A 16,030-nucleotide genomic window follows, 5' to 3' on the forward strand; every position below is an offset into this window, starting at 1 on the left:
TAATCATACATGTGTGATTTGTGATCAAGAGAAGAATAGAGGCATTCATCTTTATACGAAATTCATATGCTTAGATTGTGAGAGAAAAGTAATTTCTACATCAACTTCTGATCCTGACTATGCGTTTTACGTAAAAAAACTAAAGAGCATTCATACACCGCCATTATATTCATAGACCTGAAAAGGTCTTTTTTTGTACTCTTAATAATAAAAAGAAGATGAAACTTGTTTAAGGATTGAACGTAGTAGATAATAATATTAAAACTGAGTATAGACACAGGAGTCGATTATCTCATGCAGAGATTTTTTCACTTTTTGATGTGGAGTTTAACTAGCAGTGCGACTTTTGTTTTCATTGGAATATTGAGCTTTTTTGGTTTAAACCAGTCGCTTTTTTTATCTATTGTTTATGGGCTTGCTTCTGGAGCAGCCGTATATATAGCTGGCATTTGGAATACAAGACGGTTATTTCTTAAAAAGCATGAATTGACAGGAAGAGAGTATGCTTACATTAAGAAAAACTTAGAGGAAGCAAGGCAGAAAATGATCCGTCTTAGGAAAGCCTTGTTTCAGGCTAAAAGCATTCAAATGTTTAAGCAAAATGCAGAAATGCTAAGGATTGTGAGAAGGATTTATCTCCTCACCAAAAAAGAGCCAAAGCGGTTTTATCAGGCAGAACGATTTTTTTATCAAACTCTCGATTCGGTTGTTGAATTGACAGAGAAGTATGCTTTTCTATCATCTCACCCAAAAAAAAGCAAAGAACTGTCGATGTCGTTAAGTGAGACACGCATCACTCTTACTGAATTGACCAAGCGTTTAGAGGAAGATTTAACTCAAGTAATGGGTGATGAAATTGACGAGTTGCAGTTTGAATTAGACGCAGCAAAACATTCATTAAAGAAATAAGGGAAGAGGGTAAGAGCGATGAACCGAGACCAAAGCGACCTTCATATAGATGAATTATTGGCAGATCCTTTTGGTGGTAACATAGAGATACCAGGTTCGGAGGCTGTAAAAGCAGAGAAAGAGCAAGTACGGCTTGTTGATGTTCTTCCTGAGGAAAACAAGGAAAAAGCAATTCAGCTTGCTGGACAGATTGATCATAAAAATATGCAAAGCATTGTCTTATACGGTTCACAAGCTCAATCTAAACTGCTGAACTTTTCTCATGATATGATTAATCATGTTCAAAAGAAGGATGTCGGGGAGATTGGCGAAATACTTGGAGAGCTGATGAAAAAGCTGGAGCAAGTAAATCCTGATGATCTCCAATCTAAGAAAAAGGGTTTTTTGGCACGCATGTTTGGAAGAGTATCAAGTTCTCTTCAAGAGATGCTGTCTAAATACCAAAAGACCAGCGTGCAGATAGACAGAATCAGCTTGAAGCTGGAGCACTCTAAAAATGCTTTAATCAGTGACAACAAGCTGTTAGAGCAGTTATATGAAAAAAATAAAGAATATTTTGCCGCGCTGAATGTTTATATTGCTGCAGGAGAACTGAAGCTGGAGGAATTAAAAACGAAAACAATTCCTGAACTGAAGCAACAGGCTGAATCGAGTGATCATAACCAAATGGCCGTTCAAGAGGTGAATGATTTAATTCAATTTGCTGACCGGTTAGATAAAAGAGTTCATGATTTGTTGCTGAGCAGGCAAATTACAATTCAAAGTGCACCGCAAATCAGGCTGATTCAAAATACAAACCAAGCGTTAGCTGAAAAGATTCAGTCATCCATTGTGACAGCGATTCCGTTATGGAAAAATCAAGTTGCCATTGCACTGACGCTTTTAAGGCAGCGCAATGCAGTGGATGCACAACAGAAAGTATCTGATACAACCAATGAGCTTTTGCTGAAAAATGCGGAGCTTTTAAAAACCAATACAATTGAAACTGCACGGGCAAATGAAAGAGGCCTTGTTGATATAGATACCTTGAAGAAGGTGCAGGAAAGCTTAATAAGCACGCTTGAAGAAACACTGACTATACAAGAAGAAGGACGAATCAAACGCCGTCAGGCAGAAGAAGAGCTCATGATGATGGAAGGCGACCTGAAGCAAAAGCTGCTTACAATAAAGGAAAGATAGTTACCAGTAAGTCTGGCTTTAAGTTCTGTCAGAGGCACGATATAATAAGGTGTAAGAAGACACATTCAAAGGATTGTTTTCATGAACACACCTTTATATAAAGCATTAATTCAACATGCGAGAAGAAATTCTCATTCATTTCATGTTCCGGGACATCACAATGGAGATGTCTTTTTTGATGACGCTAAGTCAATATTCGATCCGCTTCTCACCATTGATGTAACTGAACTGGCAGGACTGGATGATCTCCATCATCCTTCCGGGGTGATTAAGGAAGCTCAGGAGCTTGTCAGCCAATTATATGGATCGGCGGAAAGTTTTTTTCTGGTAAATGGTACGACTGTCGGAAACTTAGCGATGATTTTATCTGTTTGTGAACCTGGTGATACAATTCTGGTTCAAAGAAACTGTCATAAATCTGTATTTCATGCTGTTGATTTGGCCGGTGCTGAGCCGGTTTATCTTGCACCTGACGTTGATTCAGCGATGCATGTGCCTACGCATGTTCCGCTTGGAACAATTAAAGAGGCCCTGGCAGCATATCCAGATGCGAAAGGCTTAGTACTGACCAATCCGACATATTACGGACATAGTGCTGATTTGACTGAGATCATTACTGAAGCCCATCATTATGGGATTCCTGTTTTGGTCGATGAAGCGCATGGCGCACATTTTATTTTAGGTGAGCCTTTTCCGGTCTCAGCTTTAAAAATGGGGGCAGATATTGTTGTTCAGTCGGCCCACAAAACGTTGCCTGCCATGACGATGGGTTCTTATTTGCATCTCAACACCAGCTGCAGGATTAACAGGGATCGGGTGGCAGAGTATTTAAACCGATTACAAAGCAGCAGCCCGTCTTATCCGATTATGGCTTCGTTAGATATTGCCCGCGCTTATGTACAGCATATTATAGAAGAACAAAAGCTTTCTGACATTCTGCAGCGGATACAAACACTTAAACAAACGTTTGATTCACTTACAAATGCAGAAGCTGTTAACCCTGCTAATCCACTGATCATCACGGACCCGCTGAAGCTCACAATTCGTTCAAAACGCGGGCATTCTGGCTATACGCTGCAAAGCATATTAGAGCGTGCCAACATATTCACTGAGCTTGCTGATGAAAATCAAGTTCTGCTCGTTCTCCCATTGGGAGGAAAACGGAGAATAAACGCTGAAACCATTAGAAGCATCGATGAAGAGATTGAGAAAACGCCTCCGGATCAGGCGTTTGTTTCTGCAGAATGGGGAGTGCAGCCTGTTACTGTCTTGCCTTATCCAAAAAAGGTCTTACATTCGTTTAAGAAAGAATATGTGGACTTTGAGGAAGCAGCTGGCCGGCTGAATGCAGAAGATATCATCCCTTATCCTCCGGGTATCCCGATGATTATGGCGGGAGAAAGAATAACAAAAGAAAGTGTGCAAAAGCTCAGCCGCTTGATCAGCATGAAAACGCATGTTCAAGGGAATATGAAAATCAAAGAGAAACAACTACTTGTTTATATAGAAGAGGAGAAATCATGAGCGGTTTATTTATTACATTCGAAGGTCCTGAAGGTGCAGGAAAAACGACTGTTCTGCAGGAAATCAAAAACATACTGACAGCAGAAGGCCTTCAGGTTATGGCAACTCGAGAGCCAGGCGGAATAGATATTGCAGAACAAATTCGAGAGGTTATTCTGAATGAGAACAATACATTAATGGACCCAAAAACAGAAGCTCTCTTATATGCGGCTGCAAGACGCCAGCATTTAGTTGAAAAAGTAAAACCTGCTTTAGAACAGGGGTTTATCGTTCTTTGCGACAGATTCATAGACAGTTCTCTTGCGTATCAAGGATATGCAAGAGGACTTGGAATTGATGAGGTTCTGTCCATTAATGAATTTGCCATTGGAGATATGATGCCCCATGTAACGGTTTATTTTTCAATTGATCCGGAAGAAGGACTGAAGCGTATTTACGCAAACGGCTCACGGGAGAAAAACAGGCTCGATTTAGAAAAACTGGACTTTCATACAAAAGTACAAGAAGGTTATCAAGAGCTGATGAAGCGATTTCCGGAAAGATTTCATTCAGTTGATGCCGGGCAATCCAAAGACCTCGTCGTTCAGGATGTTCTAAAGGTGATCGATGAAGCGTTGAAAAAAATTCAATTGTGACCTGTTTCCCAATAGTTGATATAATAATGTAAACGAGATCACGTTGTTTCCAATCTAAAGGAGGCCTTCACAGATGAAATTGATAGTGGCAGTTGTACAAGATCAGGACAGCAACAGACTTTTGAAAACCTTAACGGATCACAACTTCAGAGTCACAAAGCTTGCGACGACAGGAGGATTTCTTAAATCAGGCAATACGACGTTTATGATCGGTGTCGAGGATATACGCGTCAATAAAGCGTTGAGTCTCATTAAAGAAAACGGGCAGAAACGTGATCAGATGATTGCCCCTGTATCTCCAATGGGAGGAAATGCTGATTCCTATGTCCCTTATCCAGTCGAAGTTGAAGTTGGCGGAGCGACAGTATTTGTCCTTCCAGTCGATGAATTTCATCAATTTTAAGGATCTGAAACTGTGAAAATTAATAAAGATATACGTACATTTATAGATAATAAGCAGATTCCCTCTGTGAAAACATCTGAGATCACGGCATCGTTTAAAACATCAATGGAAAACCAAAGCAGCAAAATGAAGCTTGATCAGCTTACCAGGCTGTTATCTGATATAGAAGCCTTCGGAAAAAGGCTAACGAAATCTCGGAATTTTAAAGACTTAGCGAGATTTAAAGGACTTGTGAAACGTTTTGTCAAAGAAGCTGTGGACAGCGGCCTTTCACATGAAACATCGAAAAGCTTTGACCTTTACGGGAACAGCAGAACGCTGGGACTTGTGAAAGAAATAGATGACAAATTGATACAGCTTACGGAAGAGATGATGGATCAGGAAAAACCGGCAATTGATTTGTTGGAGCGTATTGGCGAAATAAAAGGTTTATTGATTAACCTTTACACATAGAGAGTGATACAATGGCAATATCCTGGAAGGAAATGAAAGAGCTTCAGCCCAGAGTGATGAAGCTTTTATATAATAGTATTGAGAAGGACAGACTATCACACGCTTATTTGTTTGAGGGGAAAAAAGGAACAGGCAAGCTTGATGCCGCGCTGCTTCTTGCAAAAAGCTTCTTTTGTCTGGAGGATGGCGCGGAGCCTTGTGAGAGCTGCCGAAACTGTAAACGGATAGAGTCAGGGAACCATCCTGATCTCCATCTTGTTCAGCCTGATGGCTTATCAATCAAAAAGGCGCAAATTCAAGCGCTCCAAGAAGAGTTTTCTAAGACAGGACTTGAATCGCATAAAAAGCTGTATATTATTTCGCACGCAGATCAAATGACAGCAAATGCGGCGAACAGCCTGCTGAAATTTTTAGAAGAACCGAACAAAGACACAATGGCCGTCCTCATCACTGAGCAGCCCCAAAGGTTATTGGATACCATCATTTCAAGATGCCAAACCCTTCCTTTTCAGCCTTTGCAGCCGAAAGCAATTGAAGACAGACTGATCGAACAGGACGTCTCGCCTCATATGGCAAGGCTTCTGGCCAACATGACCAATAATGTAGCAGAAGCAGTCGAATTAAGTCGAAATGATGAGTTTGCAGAGTCTAGAGCGAAAGTGATAAAATTGTATGAAGTCCTACACCAGCGGAAAGGACATGCTTTTTTCTTTATTCAAGATCAATGGATGCCCTTTTTCAAAGAAAAAACCCATCAAGAAATGGGTCTTGATATGCTCTTATTGATATATCGTGATGTGTTGTCCATCCAAATAGGAAATGAAGATAAATTGATTTATCAAGACTTATTCCAATCAATAAAACAGCATGCGCTACAATCAACACAACAAAGCGTTACGAATCAGATACTTGCTGTTTTAGAAGCAAAGAAACGGCTTCATTCCAATGTGAATGTACAAGGATTAATGGAGCACTTGGTGTTAATGTTGCAGGAGGGATAAGCTTGTACAATGTAATTGGTGTCCGCTTTAAGAAAGCGGGTAAAATATATTATTTTGATCCGAATGGATTTCATATAGAACATGACAGCTGCGTAATTGTAGAAACTGTCAGAGGCGTTGAGTACGGCCAGGTCGTAATTGCAAATAAACAGGTGGATGAGCATGATGTGGTGCTTCCCCTTCGAAAAGTGATACGTGTGGCTGACGAGCGCGATCTTCTCATTGTAGAAGAAAATAAACAGGAAGCACTATCAGCATTTGATATCTGCCAAAAGAAAGTGATTGAGCATGGCTTGGATATGAAGCTGGTCGATGTTGAATTCACGTTTGATCGCAATAAAGTCATTTTTTACTTCACTGCTGACGGCCGAGTCGACTTTAGAGAGCTTGTAAAGGATTTGGCTTCTATCTTTAAGACAAGAATTGAGCTGCGCCAAATCGGAGTAAGGGATGAGGCAAAAATGCTCGGAGGAATCGGTCCTTGCGGAAGAATGCTTTGCTGTTCAACGTTCCTTGGAGATTTTGAACCCGTTTCCATTAAAATGGCCAAGGATCAGAACTTGTCTTTAAATCCTACGAAGATTTCGGGTCTTTGCGGACGATTGATGTGCTGTCTAAAATATGAGAACGATGAGTATGAGACGGCAAAAGAACAGCTTCCGGATATAGGAGAAATGATTACGACAGCAAACGGTCCCGCGAAGGTCGTCGGACTAAATATTCTGGAACGGGTGCTTCAGGTGGAACTGATAAACCGTGAAAAAGTGATAGAATATACTTGGGAAGAGCTCTTGGAAGAGGGCGTCGTATCCGCACAAACCACAGATTAACGAGGTGTGGAACCTTGGATAAAAAAGAGTTATTTGATACAGTCATTAACTTAGAAGAACAAATTGGCTCACTGTACAGGCAGCTGGGGGATTTAAAGCAGCATATCGGTGAGATGATTGAGGAAAATCATCATTTACAGCTTGAAAACAAGCATTTGCGCAAACGGCTGGACGATACGACGCAGCAGATTGAAAAGTTCAAAGCTGATAAAAAAGAATCAAAAACACAGAAGACAGAGCAAACTGATATAGGGGAAGGATATGATAATCTGGCACGTCTGTATCAAGAAGGATTTCATATCTGCAATGTCCACTATGGAAGTGTTCGAAAAGAGGATTGTCTTTTCTGTCTGTCATTCTTAAATAAAAAATAGGGAAAAGGCTTCCGCATAAGACGGGAGCCTTTTTCAAAGGTACTGAAAGGATAAGAAGATGGTTTCATTACATGATGATGAAAGATTAGATTATTTGCTGGCAGAGGACATGAAAATCATACAAAGCCCAACAGTGTTTGCTTTTTCGTTGGACGCTGTGCTTCTGTCCAAATTTGCGTACGTTCCGATTCAAAAAGGGAAAATCGTTGATTTATGCACCGGCAATGGTATTGTGCCGCTGCTGCTCAGTACAAGATCAAAAGCAGACATTCTGGGAGTCGAAATACAAGAAAGGCTGCATGATATGGCCGTTCGCAGCGTGGAGTATAATAAGCTGGACGATCAGATCCAGATCATACATGATGACCTGAAAAACATGCCGGAGAAACTTGGACATAATCGATATGATGTTGTCACCTGCAATCCGCCGTATTTTAAAACGCCGAAACAAACTGAACAAAACATGAACGAGCATCTCCGAATTGCAAGACATGAAATCCACTGCACATTGGAGGATGTCATTTCAGTCAGCAGCAAGCTGCTCAAGCAAGGGGGAAAAGCAGCTCTTGTTCACCGGCCGGGAAGGCTTCTGGAGATTTTTGAACTGATGAAGGCTTATCAAATCGAGCCAAAACGTGTACAATTTGTCTATCCGAAGCAAGGGAAAGAAGCCAATACCATTTTGGTTGAAGGTATCAAAGGCGGGCGCCCGGATTTAAAAATTCTTCCTCCCTTATTCGTTTATGATGAACAAAATGAATATACAAAAGAAATCAGGACCATTTTATATGGAGACAAATAACCATTTCTTCTACGTCGTGAAATGTAAGGACAATAGCTGGTATGCCGGGTATACCAACGATCTTCATAAACGAGTGAAAACACACAACGATGGAAAGGGCGCAAAGTACACAAAAGTAAGACGTCCGGTTGAATTAATTTTTGCCGAGAGCTTTTCAACAAAGCGGGAAGCTATGCAGGCGGAATATTATTTCAAAAAACTAACTCGGAAGAAAAAAGAGCTTTATATAGAAGAAAAGCGGAACAGCAAGGAGGCTGTATATGTTAAGGCGCCAAATGAGCTTTAATGGAAAGTCGGACATGGGGATTCTTTACTTGGTCCCAACCCCAATCGGAAATCTAGAGGATATGACATTCCGGGCGATCGACACGCTGAAATCAGTGGATGCGATTGCTGCGGAAGATACGAGGCAAACGAAAAAGCTTTGTCATGTATATGAAATTGAAACACCGCTCGTCAGCTATCACGAACACAATAAAGAAAGCAGTGGGCACAAAATTATTGAATGGCTAAAATCGGGAAAAAACATTGCTCTTGTCAGTGATGCCGGTCTGCCGACGATTTCTGATCCCGGAGCGGAAATTGTAAAGGATTTTACGGATATAGGCGGTTATGTTGTTCCGTTGCCGGGAGCAAATGCTGCATTAACAGCTCTTATTGCTTCAGGTATTGTACCGCAGCCTTTTTTCTTTTACGGTTTTCTCAACAGACAGAAAAAAGAAAAGAAGAAGGAGCTTAAAGCCCTTAAAAAACGGCGGGAAACGATCATTTTTTATGAAGCGCCTCACAGATTGAAGGAAACCTTGTCAGCGATGGCAGAGATATTAGGAGATCGGGAAATTGCTGTAACACGTGAACTCACTAAGAAATATGAAGAGTTTATCCGAGGAACCATATCTGAGGTCATTGGTTGGGCAAACGAGGATCAGATACGCGGCGAGTTTTGTCTTGTCGTAGAAGGAAGTAATAATGAAGAGGCAGATGAGGAAGAACAATGGTGGGAAACCCTCACTGCGAAAGAACATGTCGAGCATTACATCTCGAAAGGCGCTACGTCTAAAGAAGCCATTAAAAAAGCAGCAGTCGATCGCAATGTACCAAAGCGTGAAGTGTACGATGCTTACCATATTAAGCAATAAAAAAACGTTCTTGTGTCATAACAAGAACGTTTTTTGTACAAGAAATGATTATTTAAGGTTTTGAAGCTGGTTTTGGATTTCGCTGATGATTTGCTCAGCGCCTTCTTTACTAAGAACCAATTTACCGCCTGCAAGTTTAAGGTTATCATCAGAAACTTCACCAGTTACTTGGCAAGTCATGTTTGGTTTATATTTTTTAAGGATGATTTTTTCATCATCAACATAGATTTCAAGAGCATCTTTTTCTGCGATTCCAAGAGTACGACGCAGTTCGATAGGAATAACTACACGTCCTAATTCATCAACTTTACGTACAATACCAGTAGATTTCATAAACATTCTCCTCCCAAGAGATACTTATTTGTTTAAATTATATTTTTCTTCGTCATTATTCGACAAAATCCTTACCTTCATAGCATAACAAGGTTTCCAATAATCGTCAATCATTTTGTTTACTATTGATTGTAAGAATTAGTTCTTATAGTCAGTAATGTCTTAGAAACTACCGAAATAACAGCATTTTATAAATATTTAATAAAGCTATTATCCTACTAAAAATCCTTTTAAATCAAGACTTTCGAACCAAAGTTTTTTATTTCATTTGATTATATACGACAAAATTCGACACGAACAGACTTTTTTTATTTTCATTAAAGATTTTTAATTTTAATTATTCTTTTTCAGGGTGTATGTATATATTCTTGATCTTAAAGGCTAAGATGGTATCATAGATAAAGGATAAATATAAATAATATTCATATATGATTTGCACTTATCGCCGCTCTCGTCCTTTGGGCGGGAGCTTTTTGACATTCTGATTAGGAGGTTTCAAGATGCCGCAAGAAAACAATACATTTTACATTACAACACCGATTTATTATCCGAGCGGAAAATTACATATCGGCCATGCATATACGACAGTCGCGGGAGATGCAATGGCACGTTACAAAAGATTAAAAGGGTTCGATGTTCGCTATTTAACGGGAACGGACGAGCATGGACAAAAGATCCAGCAAAAAGCTGAACAGGAAAACATTACACCTCAGGAGTATGTGGATCGCGCAGCGGCAGATATTCAAAAACTGTGGAAGCAGCTTGAAATCTCAAACGACGACTTTATCCGCACGACAGAAAAACGGCATAAAGTTGTCATTGAAAAGGTGTTTCAGAAGCTTCTTGATAACGGGGACATCTATCTTGATGAGTATGAAGGCTGGTACAGCATCCCTGATGAAACGTTCTACACGGAAACTCAGCTCGTTGATATTGAGCGGAATGAAAAGGGAGAGGTCATCGGCGGAAAAAGCCCTGACAGCGGTCACCCAGTTGAATTGATCAAAGAGGAATCTTATTTCTTCCGCATGGGGAAATACGCGGATCGTCTTCTGAAATACTATGAAGAAAACCCGACATTCATTCAGCCAGAATCACGCAAAAACGAAATGATTAATAACTTTATCAAACCTGGACTTGAGGATTTGGCAGTATCACGTACCACTTTTGATTGGGGCGTGAAGGTGCCGGAAAATCCAAAGCATGTTGTATATGTTTGGATTGACGCACTATTTAACTATTTAACAGCACTCGGTTATGATACAGAAAATGATGAGCTTTATCAAAAATATTGGCCTGCCGATGTTCATTTAGTCGGTAAGGAGATTGTACGATTCCATACTATTTACTGGCCAATTATGCTGATGGCGCTGGATCTTCCGCTGCCAAAGCAAGTATTCGCGCATGGCTGGCTTTTGATGAAAGACGGAAAAATGTCGAAATCAAAAGGAAATGTTGTAGATCCGGTTACATTAATTGAGCGCTATGGTTTAGACGAACTTCGCTATTACTTGCTTCGCGAAGTGCCGTTCGGATCAGACGGTGTTTTCACGCCGGAAGGATTTGTTGAGCGAATCAACTATGATTTAGCGAATGATTTAGGAAATCTATTGAATCGTACTGTTGCGATGATCAATAAGTATTTTGACGGACAAATTGGTTCTTACAAAGGTGCTGTTACGGAATTTGACCAAACGCTCACTTCTGTTGCTGAAGAAACAGTGAAAGCTTATGAGAAAGCAATGGAAAATATGGAGTTCTCGGTAGCACTTTCGACTTTATGGCAGCTCATCAGCCGCACAAACAAATACATTGATGAGACAGCTCCATGGGTGCTTGCGAAAGATCCGGCAAAAGAAGAAGAATTGCGATCAGTTATGTATCATCTCGCTGAATCATTGCGTATTTCAGCGGTACTGCTTCAGCCATTCTTAACAAAAACACCTGAAAAAATGTTCGAGCAGCTGGGCATTACTGATGAATCTTTAAAAGCTTGGGACAGCATTACAACTTTCGGCCAGCTGAAAGATACAAAAGTACAAAAAGGCGAGCCATTGTTCCCTCGTTTAGAGGCAGAAGAAGAAATTGCTTACATCAAAGGGAAAATGCAAGGTTCGGCACCAGCGAAAGAAGAAACAAAAGAAGAAGAGCCGCAAGAGGTCGATCGTTTACCTGAAATTACGATTGATCAATTCATGGATGTAGAGCTTCGCGTAGCTGAGGTCATTGAGGCAGAGCCAGTGAAAAAAGCAGACCGTTTATTGAAGCTGCAGCTTGATCTTGGTTTTGAAAAGCGCCAAGTGGTATCCGGTATTGCGAAGCATTATACGCCTGAAGAGCTTGTTGGAAAAAAACTCGTTTGTGTAACAAATCTAAAACCGGTTAAACTCAGAGGAGAGCTTTCTCAAGGTATGATCCTTGCAGGAGAAGCAGACGGCGTTTTAAAGGTCGTGTCTATCGATCAGTCGTTACCAAAAGGCACAAGAATTAAATAATGATAAAACAAAAGGTGTTTCACGTGTAACAATTCGTCGAACACCTTTTGTGTTTCGACAAGAAAGGAGTTTTTCACTTATGTTGTTTGACACACACGCACATTTAAATGCAGAACAATATGATACTGATCTTGAAGAGGTTATTGAACGGGCAAAAGCTGAAAAAGTTGAACGAATTGTCGTAGTTGGTTTTGACCGTCCGACGATTACCCGTGCGATGGAAATGATTGAGGAATATGATTTTATTTATGCAGCCATTGGCTGGCACCCTGTTGACGCTATTGACATGACAGAGGAAGACTTAGCGTGGATTAAAGAGCTTTCTGCTCATGAGAAAGTGGTAGCGATAGGGGAAATGGGACTGGATTATCATTGGGATAAATCACCTAAAGATATTCAAAAAGAGGTGTTTAGAAAACAAATCGCCTTAGCGAAAGAGGTCAATTTGCCTATTATCATTCATAACCGTGATGCAACGGAGGATGTCGTGACCATTTTGAAAGAGGAAGGCGCAGAAGCTGTGGGCGGAATCATGCACTGCTTTACAGGAAGTGCGGAAGTGGCAAGAGAATGCATGAAAATGAATTTTTATTTATCATTTGGGGGACCGGTGACATTTAAAAATGCGAAGAAACCGAAGGAAGTAGTGAAGGAAATTCCCAATGACCGGCTGCTGATTGAAACGGACTGCCCGTTTCTCACACCGCACCCTTTCCGCGGGAAAAGAAATGAGCCAAGCTATGTGAAATATGTGGCAGAACAGATCGCCGAATTAAAAGAAATGACCTTTGAAGAGATTGCTTCCATCACGACTGAAAATGCGAAAAGACTTTTCCGTATAAACTGACAAAAAACGCTAGCGGGTTTTGTAAGAGCTTGTCCCTTACAGCGTTTTTCTATAAAAGTTCTACATGCTTTCTTCTCCTCATAGGATAGGTTTGTCGACAAGTCTTTCTTCCGTTTCTCAGTGTATTTCAGGATAATGAAGAGGACACTGAGCTTTTGGGAGAAAGAGAAGGGAGGGTTGACAGCCTTTTAGATACTCTATATAATCTCTCCGAGGAGAAGGAGGCGTTTTTCATCACACAAAAAATGAAAAAGCTGTTTTCCGTAAAGCTTAGCAAAAGCAAAGTCATTCTGGTTGCTGCTTGTTTGCTTTTGGCAGGAAGCGGGACTGCGTACGCGGCTCATGAGCTGACGAAACAATCAGTCTCAGTTTCTATCAATGGCAAAAAGAAACATATACGCACACATGCAAATACAGTCGGTGATCTTTTGGACACGCTTGATATCAAGACAAGAGACGAAGACAAGATCACACCTGCTAAACAGACAAAGATAACAGCAGACATGGACGTTGTGTATGAGGCTGCAAAACCTGTGAAGCTTACAATAAACGGGGAAGAAAAGACGTTATGGTCAACAGCAAAAACGGTCGGTGCATTACTGGACGAACAAGATGTTGATGTGAAAGAACAAGATCAAATTGATCCCGCAATAGATACAGATATTTCGAAAGACATGAAGATTAACATAGAGCCCGCATTTCAGGTTACTGTGAATGATGCAGGGAAACAAAAGAAGATCTGGACGACTTCGACTACGGTCGCTGACTTTTTAAAACAGCAAAAGATGAACATAAAAGACGAAGATAAAATCAAGCCTGCGTTAGATGCAAAGCTGACGAAAGGAAAGGCTGATATTACAATTACTCGTATCGAAAAGGTCACCGATGTAGTTGAAGAGAAGATTGCGTTCGATGTGAAAAAGCAAGAAGACGCTTCTCTTGAAAAAGGGAAAGAAAAGGTCGTCCAAAAAGGAAAAGAAGGCAAGCTAAAAAAACATTTCGAAGTCGTTAAAGAAAACGGTAAAGAAGTGTCCAGAGAGCTTGTTAAAGAAGAAACAGCTGAACAAAGCAAAGATAAAGTAATTGCTGTCGGCACAAAGCAAAGCAGTCCAAAAGTTGAAACGGTCAGTGCTTCAGGTGATTCAAAAACAGTTGTGTCCCGCAGCGATGAATCAACAGGCAAAGTCATGACTGTATCATCTACGGCTTATACGGCAAGCTGCAGCGGTTGTTCAGGACATACAGCGACAGGCGTCAATTTAAAAAATAATCCGAATGCCAAAGTCATCGCTGTGGATCCAAATGTCATTCCGCTAGGCTCCAAAGTCCACGTGGAAGGCTATGGATATGCCATTGCTGCAGATACCGGTTCAGCGATTAAAGGGAACAAGATAGACGTCTTTTTCCCAGAGAAATCATCGGCGTACCGATGGGGAAATAAAACAGTCAAAATTAAAATCTTAAATTAATATATACTTATGTATTCAGAGGGTTTTGCGCCCTCTGTTTTTTTCGTTATAATAGACAAAGTGCATTTTCTGCTTATTAGACGCTCGATATAAGAAAAAGTTTCATGAATATACAAAAGTTTTTATTTTGTCTTGGAGGAAATAATGAAAATTAAAGAGATCATTGTGGTCGAGGGGCGTGACGATACGGCCCGCATCAAATTGGCTGTTGATGCAGACACAATTGAAACAAATGGTTCAGCCATCGATGATCATGTGATTGACCAAATCCGTTTGGCCCAGAAGACCAGAGGCGTCATTATTTTAACGGATCCGGACTTTCCGGGAGAGAAGATTCGCAAAACCATCTCAGAGGCTGTACCCGGCTGTAAGCATGCATTTTTGCCAAAACATCTTGCCAAACCTAAAAACAAGCGGGGAATTGGTGTAGAGCATGCATCGGTTGAAAGCATTAGGGCATGTTTAGAAAATGTGCATGAGGAGATGGAAGCGCAGCCGAGTGACATTTCAGCTGAGGATTTGATTCATGCCGGACTAATAGGCGGGCCTGCGGCCAAACGCCGCCGGGAACGACTGGGTGATCTGTTGAAAATCGGCTATACAAATGGCAAACAGCTTCAAAAACGGCTGCAAATGTTTCAAATTAAAAAAAGTGATTTTATGAGTGCGCTCGATACCGTTATGCGGGAGGAACAGAATGAATAAAGATATTGCGACACCGATTAGAACGAAAGAGATACTGAAGAAATACGGTTTTTCTTTTAAAAAGAGCTTAGGACAGAATTTCTTAATTGATACGAACATTTTAAACAGAATTGTTGATCACGCGGAAGTGACTGAGAAAACAGGTGTCATTGAAATCGGCCCGGGAATCGGGGCTTTAACCGAACAGCTTGCCAAGCGGGCGAAAAAGGTCGTGGCATTTGAGATTGACCAGCGATTATTGCCGATTCTGAAGGATACACTGTCACCTTACGAAAATGTCACTGTCATTCATCAGGACGTGTTAAAGGCTGATGTCAAATCAGTCATTGAAGAACAATTTCAAGATTGTGATGAGATCATGGTAGTTGCCAACCTTCCTTATTACGTAACAACACCGATTATCATGAAACTGCTTGAAGAACATCTTCCGCTGAAAGGGATTGTGGTCATGCTGCAAAAAGAAGTGGCTGAGCGCATGGCGGCTGATCCTTCATCTAAGGAGTACGGCTCACTTTCAATCGCGGTGCAGTTTTATACAGAAGCCAAAACGGTGATGATCGTTCCGAAAACCGTATTTGTTCCTCAGCCTAATGTCGATTCCGCAGTCATCCGTCTGATTCTCCGAGACGGCCCGGCAGTGGACGTGGAAAACGAATCCTTTTTCTTTCAGCTCATCAAGGCAAGCTTTGCACAGCGCCGTAAAACGCTGCTCAATAACTTAGTTAACAATCTGCCTGAAGGAAAAGCGCAAAAATCAACGATTGAGCAAGTGCTCGAAGAAACAAATATTGACGGTAAGCGCCGAGGTGAATCCCTGTCTATTGAGGAATTCGCAGCGCTGTCTAACGGATTGTATAAAGCCCTTTTCTAAAAGGGCTTTTTGTTTTGCGCACCACATGGACTGCCGCTACATAGGCTAGAGAAGGACCTTT

General features: G+C 41.0%; 19 protein-coding genes (1 of these 19 running past the window's edge). 18 read left to right on the forward strand and 1 reads right to left on the reverse strand.

All coding sequences use genetic code 11. The features are described from left to right. The 13 genes from csfB to rsmI form a co-directional block, all read left to right on the forward strand. Positions 1-175, forward strand: the 3' portion of a protein-coding gene (gene csfB / locus NYE56_RS00180) for an anti-sigma-G factor (protein ID WP_003243294.1). The gene continues 20 nt to the left of window position 1, outside the view; the window shows 175 of its 195 coding nt (coding positions 21-195); its start codon lies off the left edge, out of view; its stop codon occupies positions 173-175. A gap of 119 nt (positions 176-294) precedes the next feature. Continuing rightward, positions 295-909 (forward strand): 5-bromo-4-chloroindolyl phosphate hydrolysis family protein, encoded by a 615-nt coding sequence (locus NYE56_RS00185; RefSeq protein ID WP_341283292.1) that lies wholly within the window; start codon positions 295-297, stop codon positions 907-909. Positions 910-927: 18 nt separating this feature from the next. Then, a complete protein-coding gene (locus NYE56_RS00190; RefSeq protein ID WP_341283293.1) occupies positions 928-2,088 on the forward strand; it encodes a toxic anion resistance protein in 1,161 nt (386 codons plus the stop codon). A gap of 81 nt (positions 2,089-2,169) precedes the next feature. Further along, positions 2,170-3,612 (forward strand): aminotransferase class I/II-fold pyridoxal phosphate-dependent enzyme, encoded by a 1,443-nt coding sequence (locus NYE56_RS00195; RefSeq protein ID WP_341283294.1) that lies wholly within the window; start codon positions 2,170-2,172, stop codon positions 3,610-3,612. Next, positions 3,609-4,247, forward strand: a complete 639-nt coding sequence (gene tmk, locus NYE56_RS00200) for a dTMP kinase (RefSeq protein WP_015253015.1) — start codon at positions 3,609-3,611, stop codon at positions 4,245-4,247. Before NYE56_RS00195 ends, tmk begins: the two co-directional genes overlap by 4 nt. Positions 4,248-4,320: 73 nt before the next feature. After that, entirely contained in the window at positions 4,321-4,650 is a 330-nt protein-coding gene (darA, locus tag NYE56_RS00205) for a cyclic di-AMP receptor DarA (RefSeq protein WP_003242755.1), read from the forward strand. A 12-nt stretch (positions 4,651-4,662) separates the two neighbouring features. After that, a complete protein-coding gene (locus NYE56_RS00210) occupies positions 4,663-5,103 on the forward strand; it encodes a YaaR family protein (protein ID WP_009966249.1) in 441 nt (146 codons plus the stop codon). A gap of 11 nt (positions 5,104-5,114) precedes the next feature. After that, entirely contained in the window at positions 5,115-6,104 is a 990-nt protein-coding gene (gene holB, locus NYE56_RS00215) for a DNA polymerase III subunit delta' (RefSeq protein ID WP_268549261.1), read from the forward strand. Positions 6,105-6,106: 2 nt separating this feature from the next. After that, positions 6,107-6,934, forward strand: a complete 828-nt coding sequence (gene ricT, locus NYE56_RS00220) for a competence/sporulation regulator complex protein RicT (protein WP_003226767.1) — start codon at positions 6,107-6,109, stop codon at positions 6,932-6,934. A gap of 14 nt (positions 6,935-6,948) precedes the next feature. Next, the gene (yabA, locus tag NYE56_RS00225) at positions 6,949-7,308 is read left to right on the forward strand and encodes a replication initiation-control protein YabA (protein WP_003218308.1); all 360 of its coding nucleotides are present in this window, start codon (positions 6,949-6,951) and stop codon (positions 7,306-7,308) included. A gap of 58 nt (positions 7,309-7,366) precedes the next feature. After that, entirely contained in the window at positions 7,367-8,110 is a 744-nt protein-coding gene (locus NYE56_RS00230) for a tRNA1(Val) (adenine(37)-N6)-methyltransferase (RefSeq protein ID WP_003244526.1), read from the forward strand. Beyond that, positions 8,097-8,396 (forward strand): GIY-YIG nuclease family protein, encoded by a 300-nt coding sequence (locus NYE56_RS00235; protein WP_003242983.1) that lies wholly within the window; start codon positions 8,097-8,099, stop codon positions 8,394-8,396. Before NYE56_RS00230 ends, NYE56_RS00235 begins: the two co-directional genes overlap by 14 nt. Further along, a complete protein-coding gene (gene rsmI, locus NYE56_RS00240; protein WP_341283295.1) occupies positions 8,371-9,249 on the forward strand; it encodes a 16S rRNA (cytidine(1402)-2'-O)-methyltransferase in 879 nt (292 codons plus the stop codon). The genes NYE56_RS00235 and rsmI overlap by 26 nt, the downstream gene beginning before the upstream one ends. A 48-nt stretch (positions 9,250-9,297) precedes the next feature. Here rsmI and abrB read toward each other — a convergent pair whose 3' ends face one another. After that, entirely contained in the window at positions 9,298-9,588 is a 291-nt protein-coding gene (abrB, locus tag NYE56_RS00245; RefSeq protein WP_003226760.1) for a transition state genes transcriptional regulator AbrB, read from the reverse strand. Between the two features lie 494 nt (positions 9,589-10,082). On the opposite strand from abrB, the gene metG reads away from it, so the two are divergent. The 5 genes from metG (at position 10,083) to rsmA (ending at position 15,969) form a co-directional block, all read left to right on the forward strand. Continuing rightward, entirely contained in the window at positions 10,083-12,077 is a 1,995-nt protein-coding gene (gene metG, locus NYE56_RS00250; RefSeq protein ID WP_015382561.1) for a methionine--tRNA ligase, read from the forward strand. A gap of 79 nt (positions 12,078-12,156) precedes the next feature. Further along, positions 12,157-12,924: a TatD family hydrolase gene (locus NYE56_RS00255; protein WP_014475570.1), complete on the forward strand. Its 768-nt coding sequence runs from the start codon at positions 12,157-12,159 to the stop codon at positions 12,922-12,924. A gap of 155 nt (positions 12,925-13,079) precedes the next feature. Next, positions 13,080-14,393, forward strand: coding sequence for a ubiquitin-like domain-containing protein (locus NYE56_RS00260; RefSeq protein WP_341283296.1), 1,314 nt, complete (start codon positions 13,080-13,082; stop codon positions 14,391-14,393). Between the two features lie 144 nt (positions 14,394-14,537). Beyond that, the gene (gene rnmV / locus NYE56_RS00265) at positions 14,538-15,098 is read left to right on the forward strand and encodes a ribonuclease M5 (protein WP_015253010.1); all 561 of its coding nucleotides are present in this window, start codon (positions 14,538-14,540) and stop codon (positions 15,096-15,098) included. Next, on the forward strand, positions 15,091-15,969 hold the full coding sequence (gene rsmA / locus NYE56_RS00270) for a 16S rRNA (adenine(1518)-N(6)/adenine(1519)-N(6))-dimethyltransferase RsmA (protein ID WP_003226751.1): 879 nt from the start codon (positions 15,091-15,093) through the stop codon (positions 15,967-15,969). Before rnmV ends, rsmA begins: the two co-directional genes overlap by 8 nt. Positions 15,970-16,030 lie beyond the last annotated feature (61 nt).

Origin of the sequence: Bacillus sp. FSL R5-0603 (genome assembly GCF_038050295.1) — a bacterium.
In the GTDB taxonomy this organism is placed as follows: domain Bacteria; phylum Bacillota; class Bacilli; order Bacillales; family Bacillaceae; genus Bacillus; species Bacillus subtilis.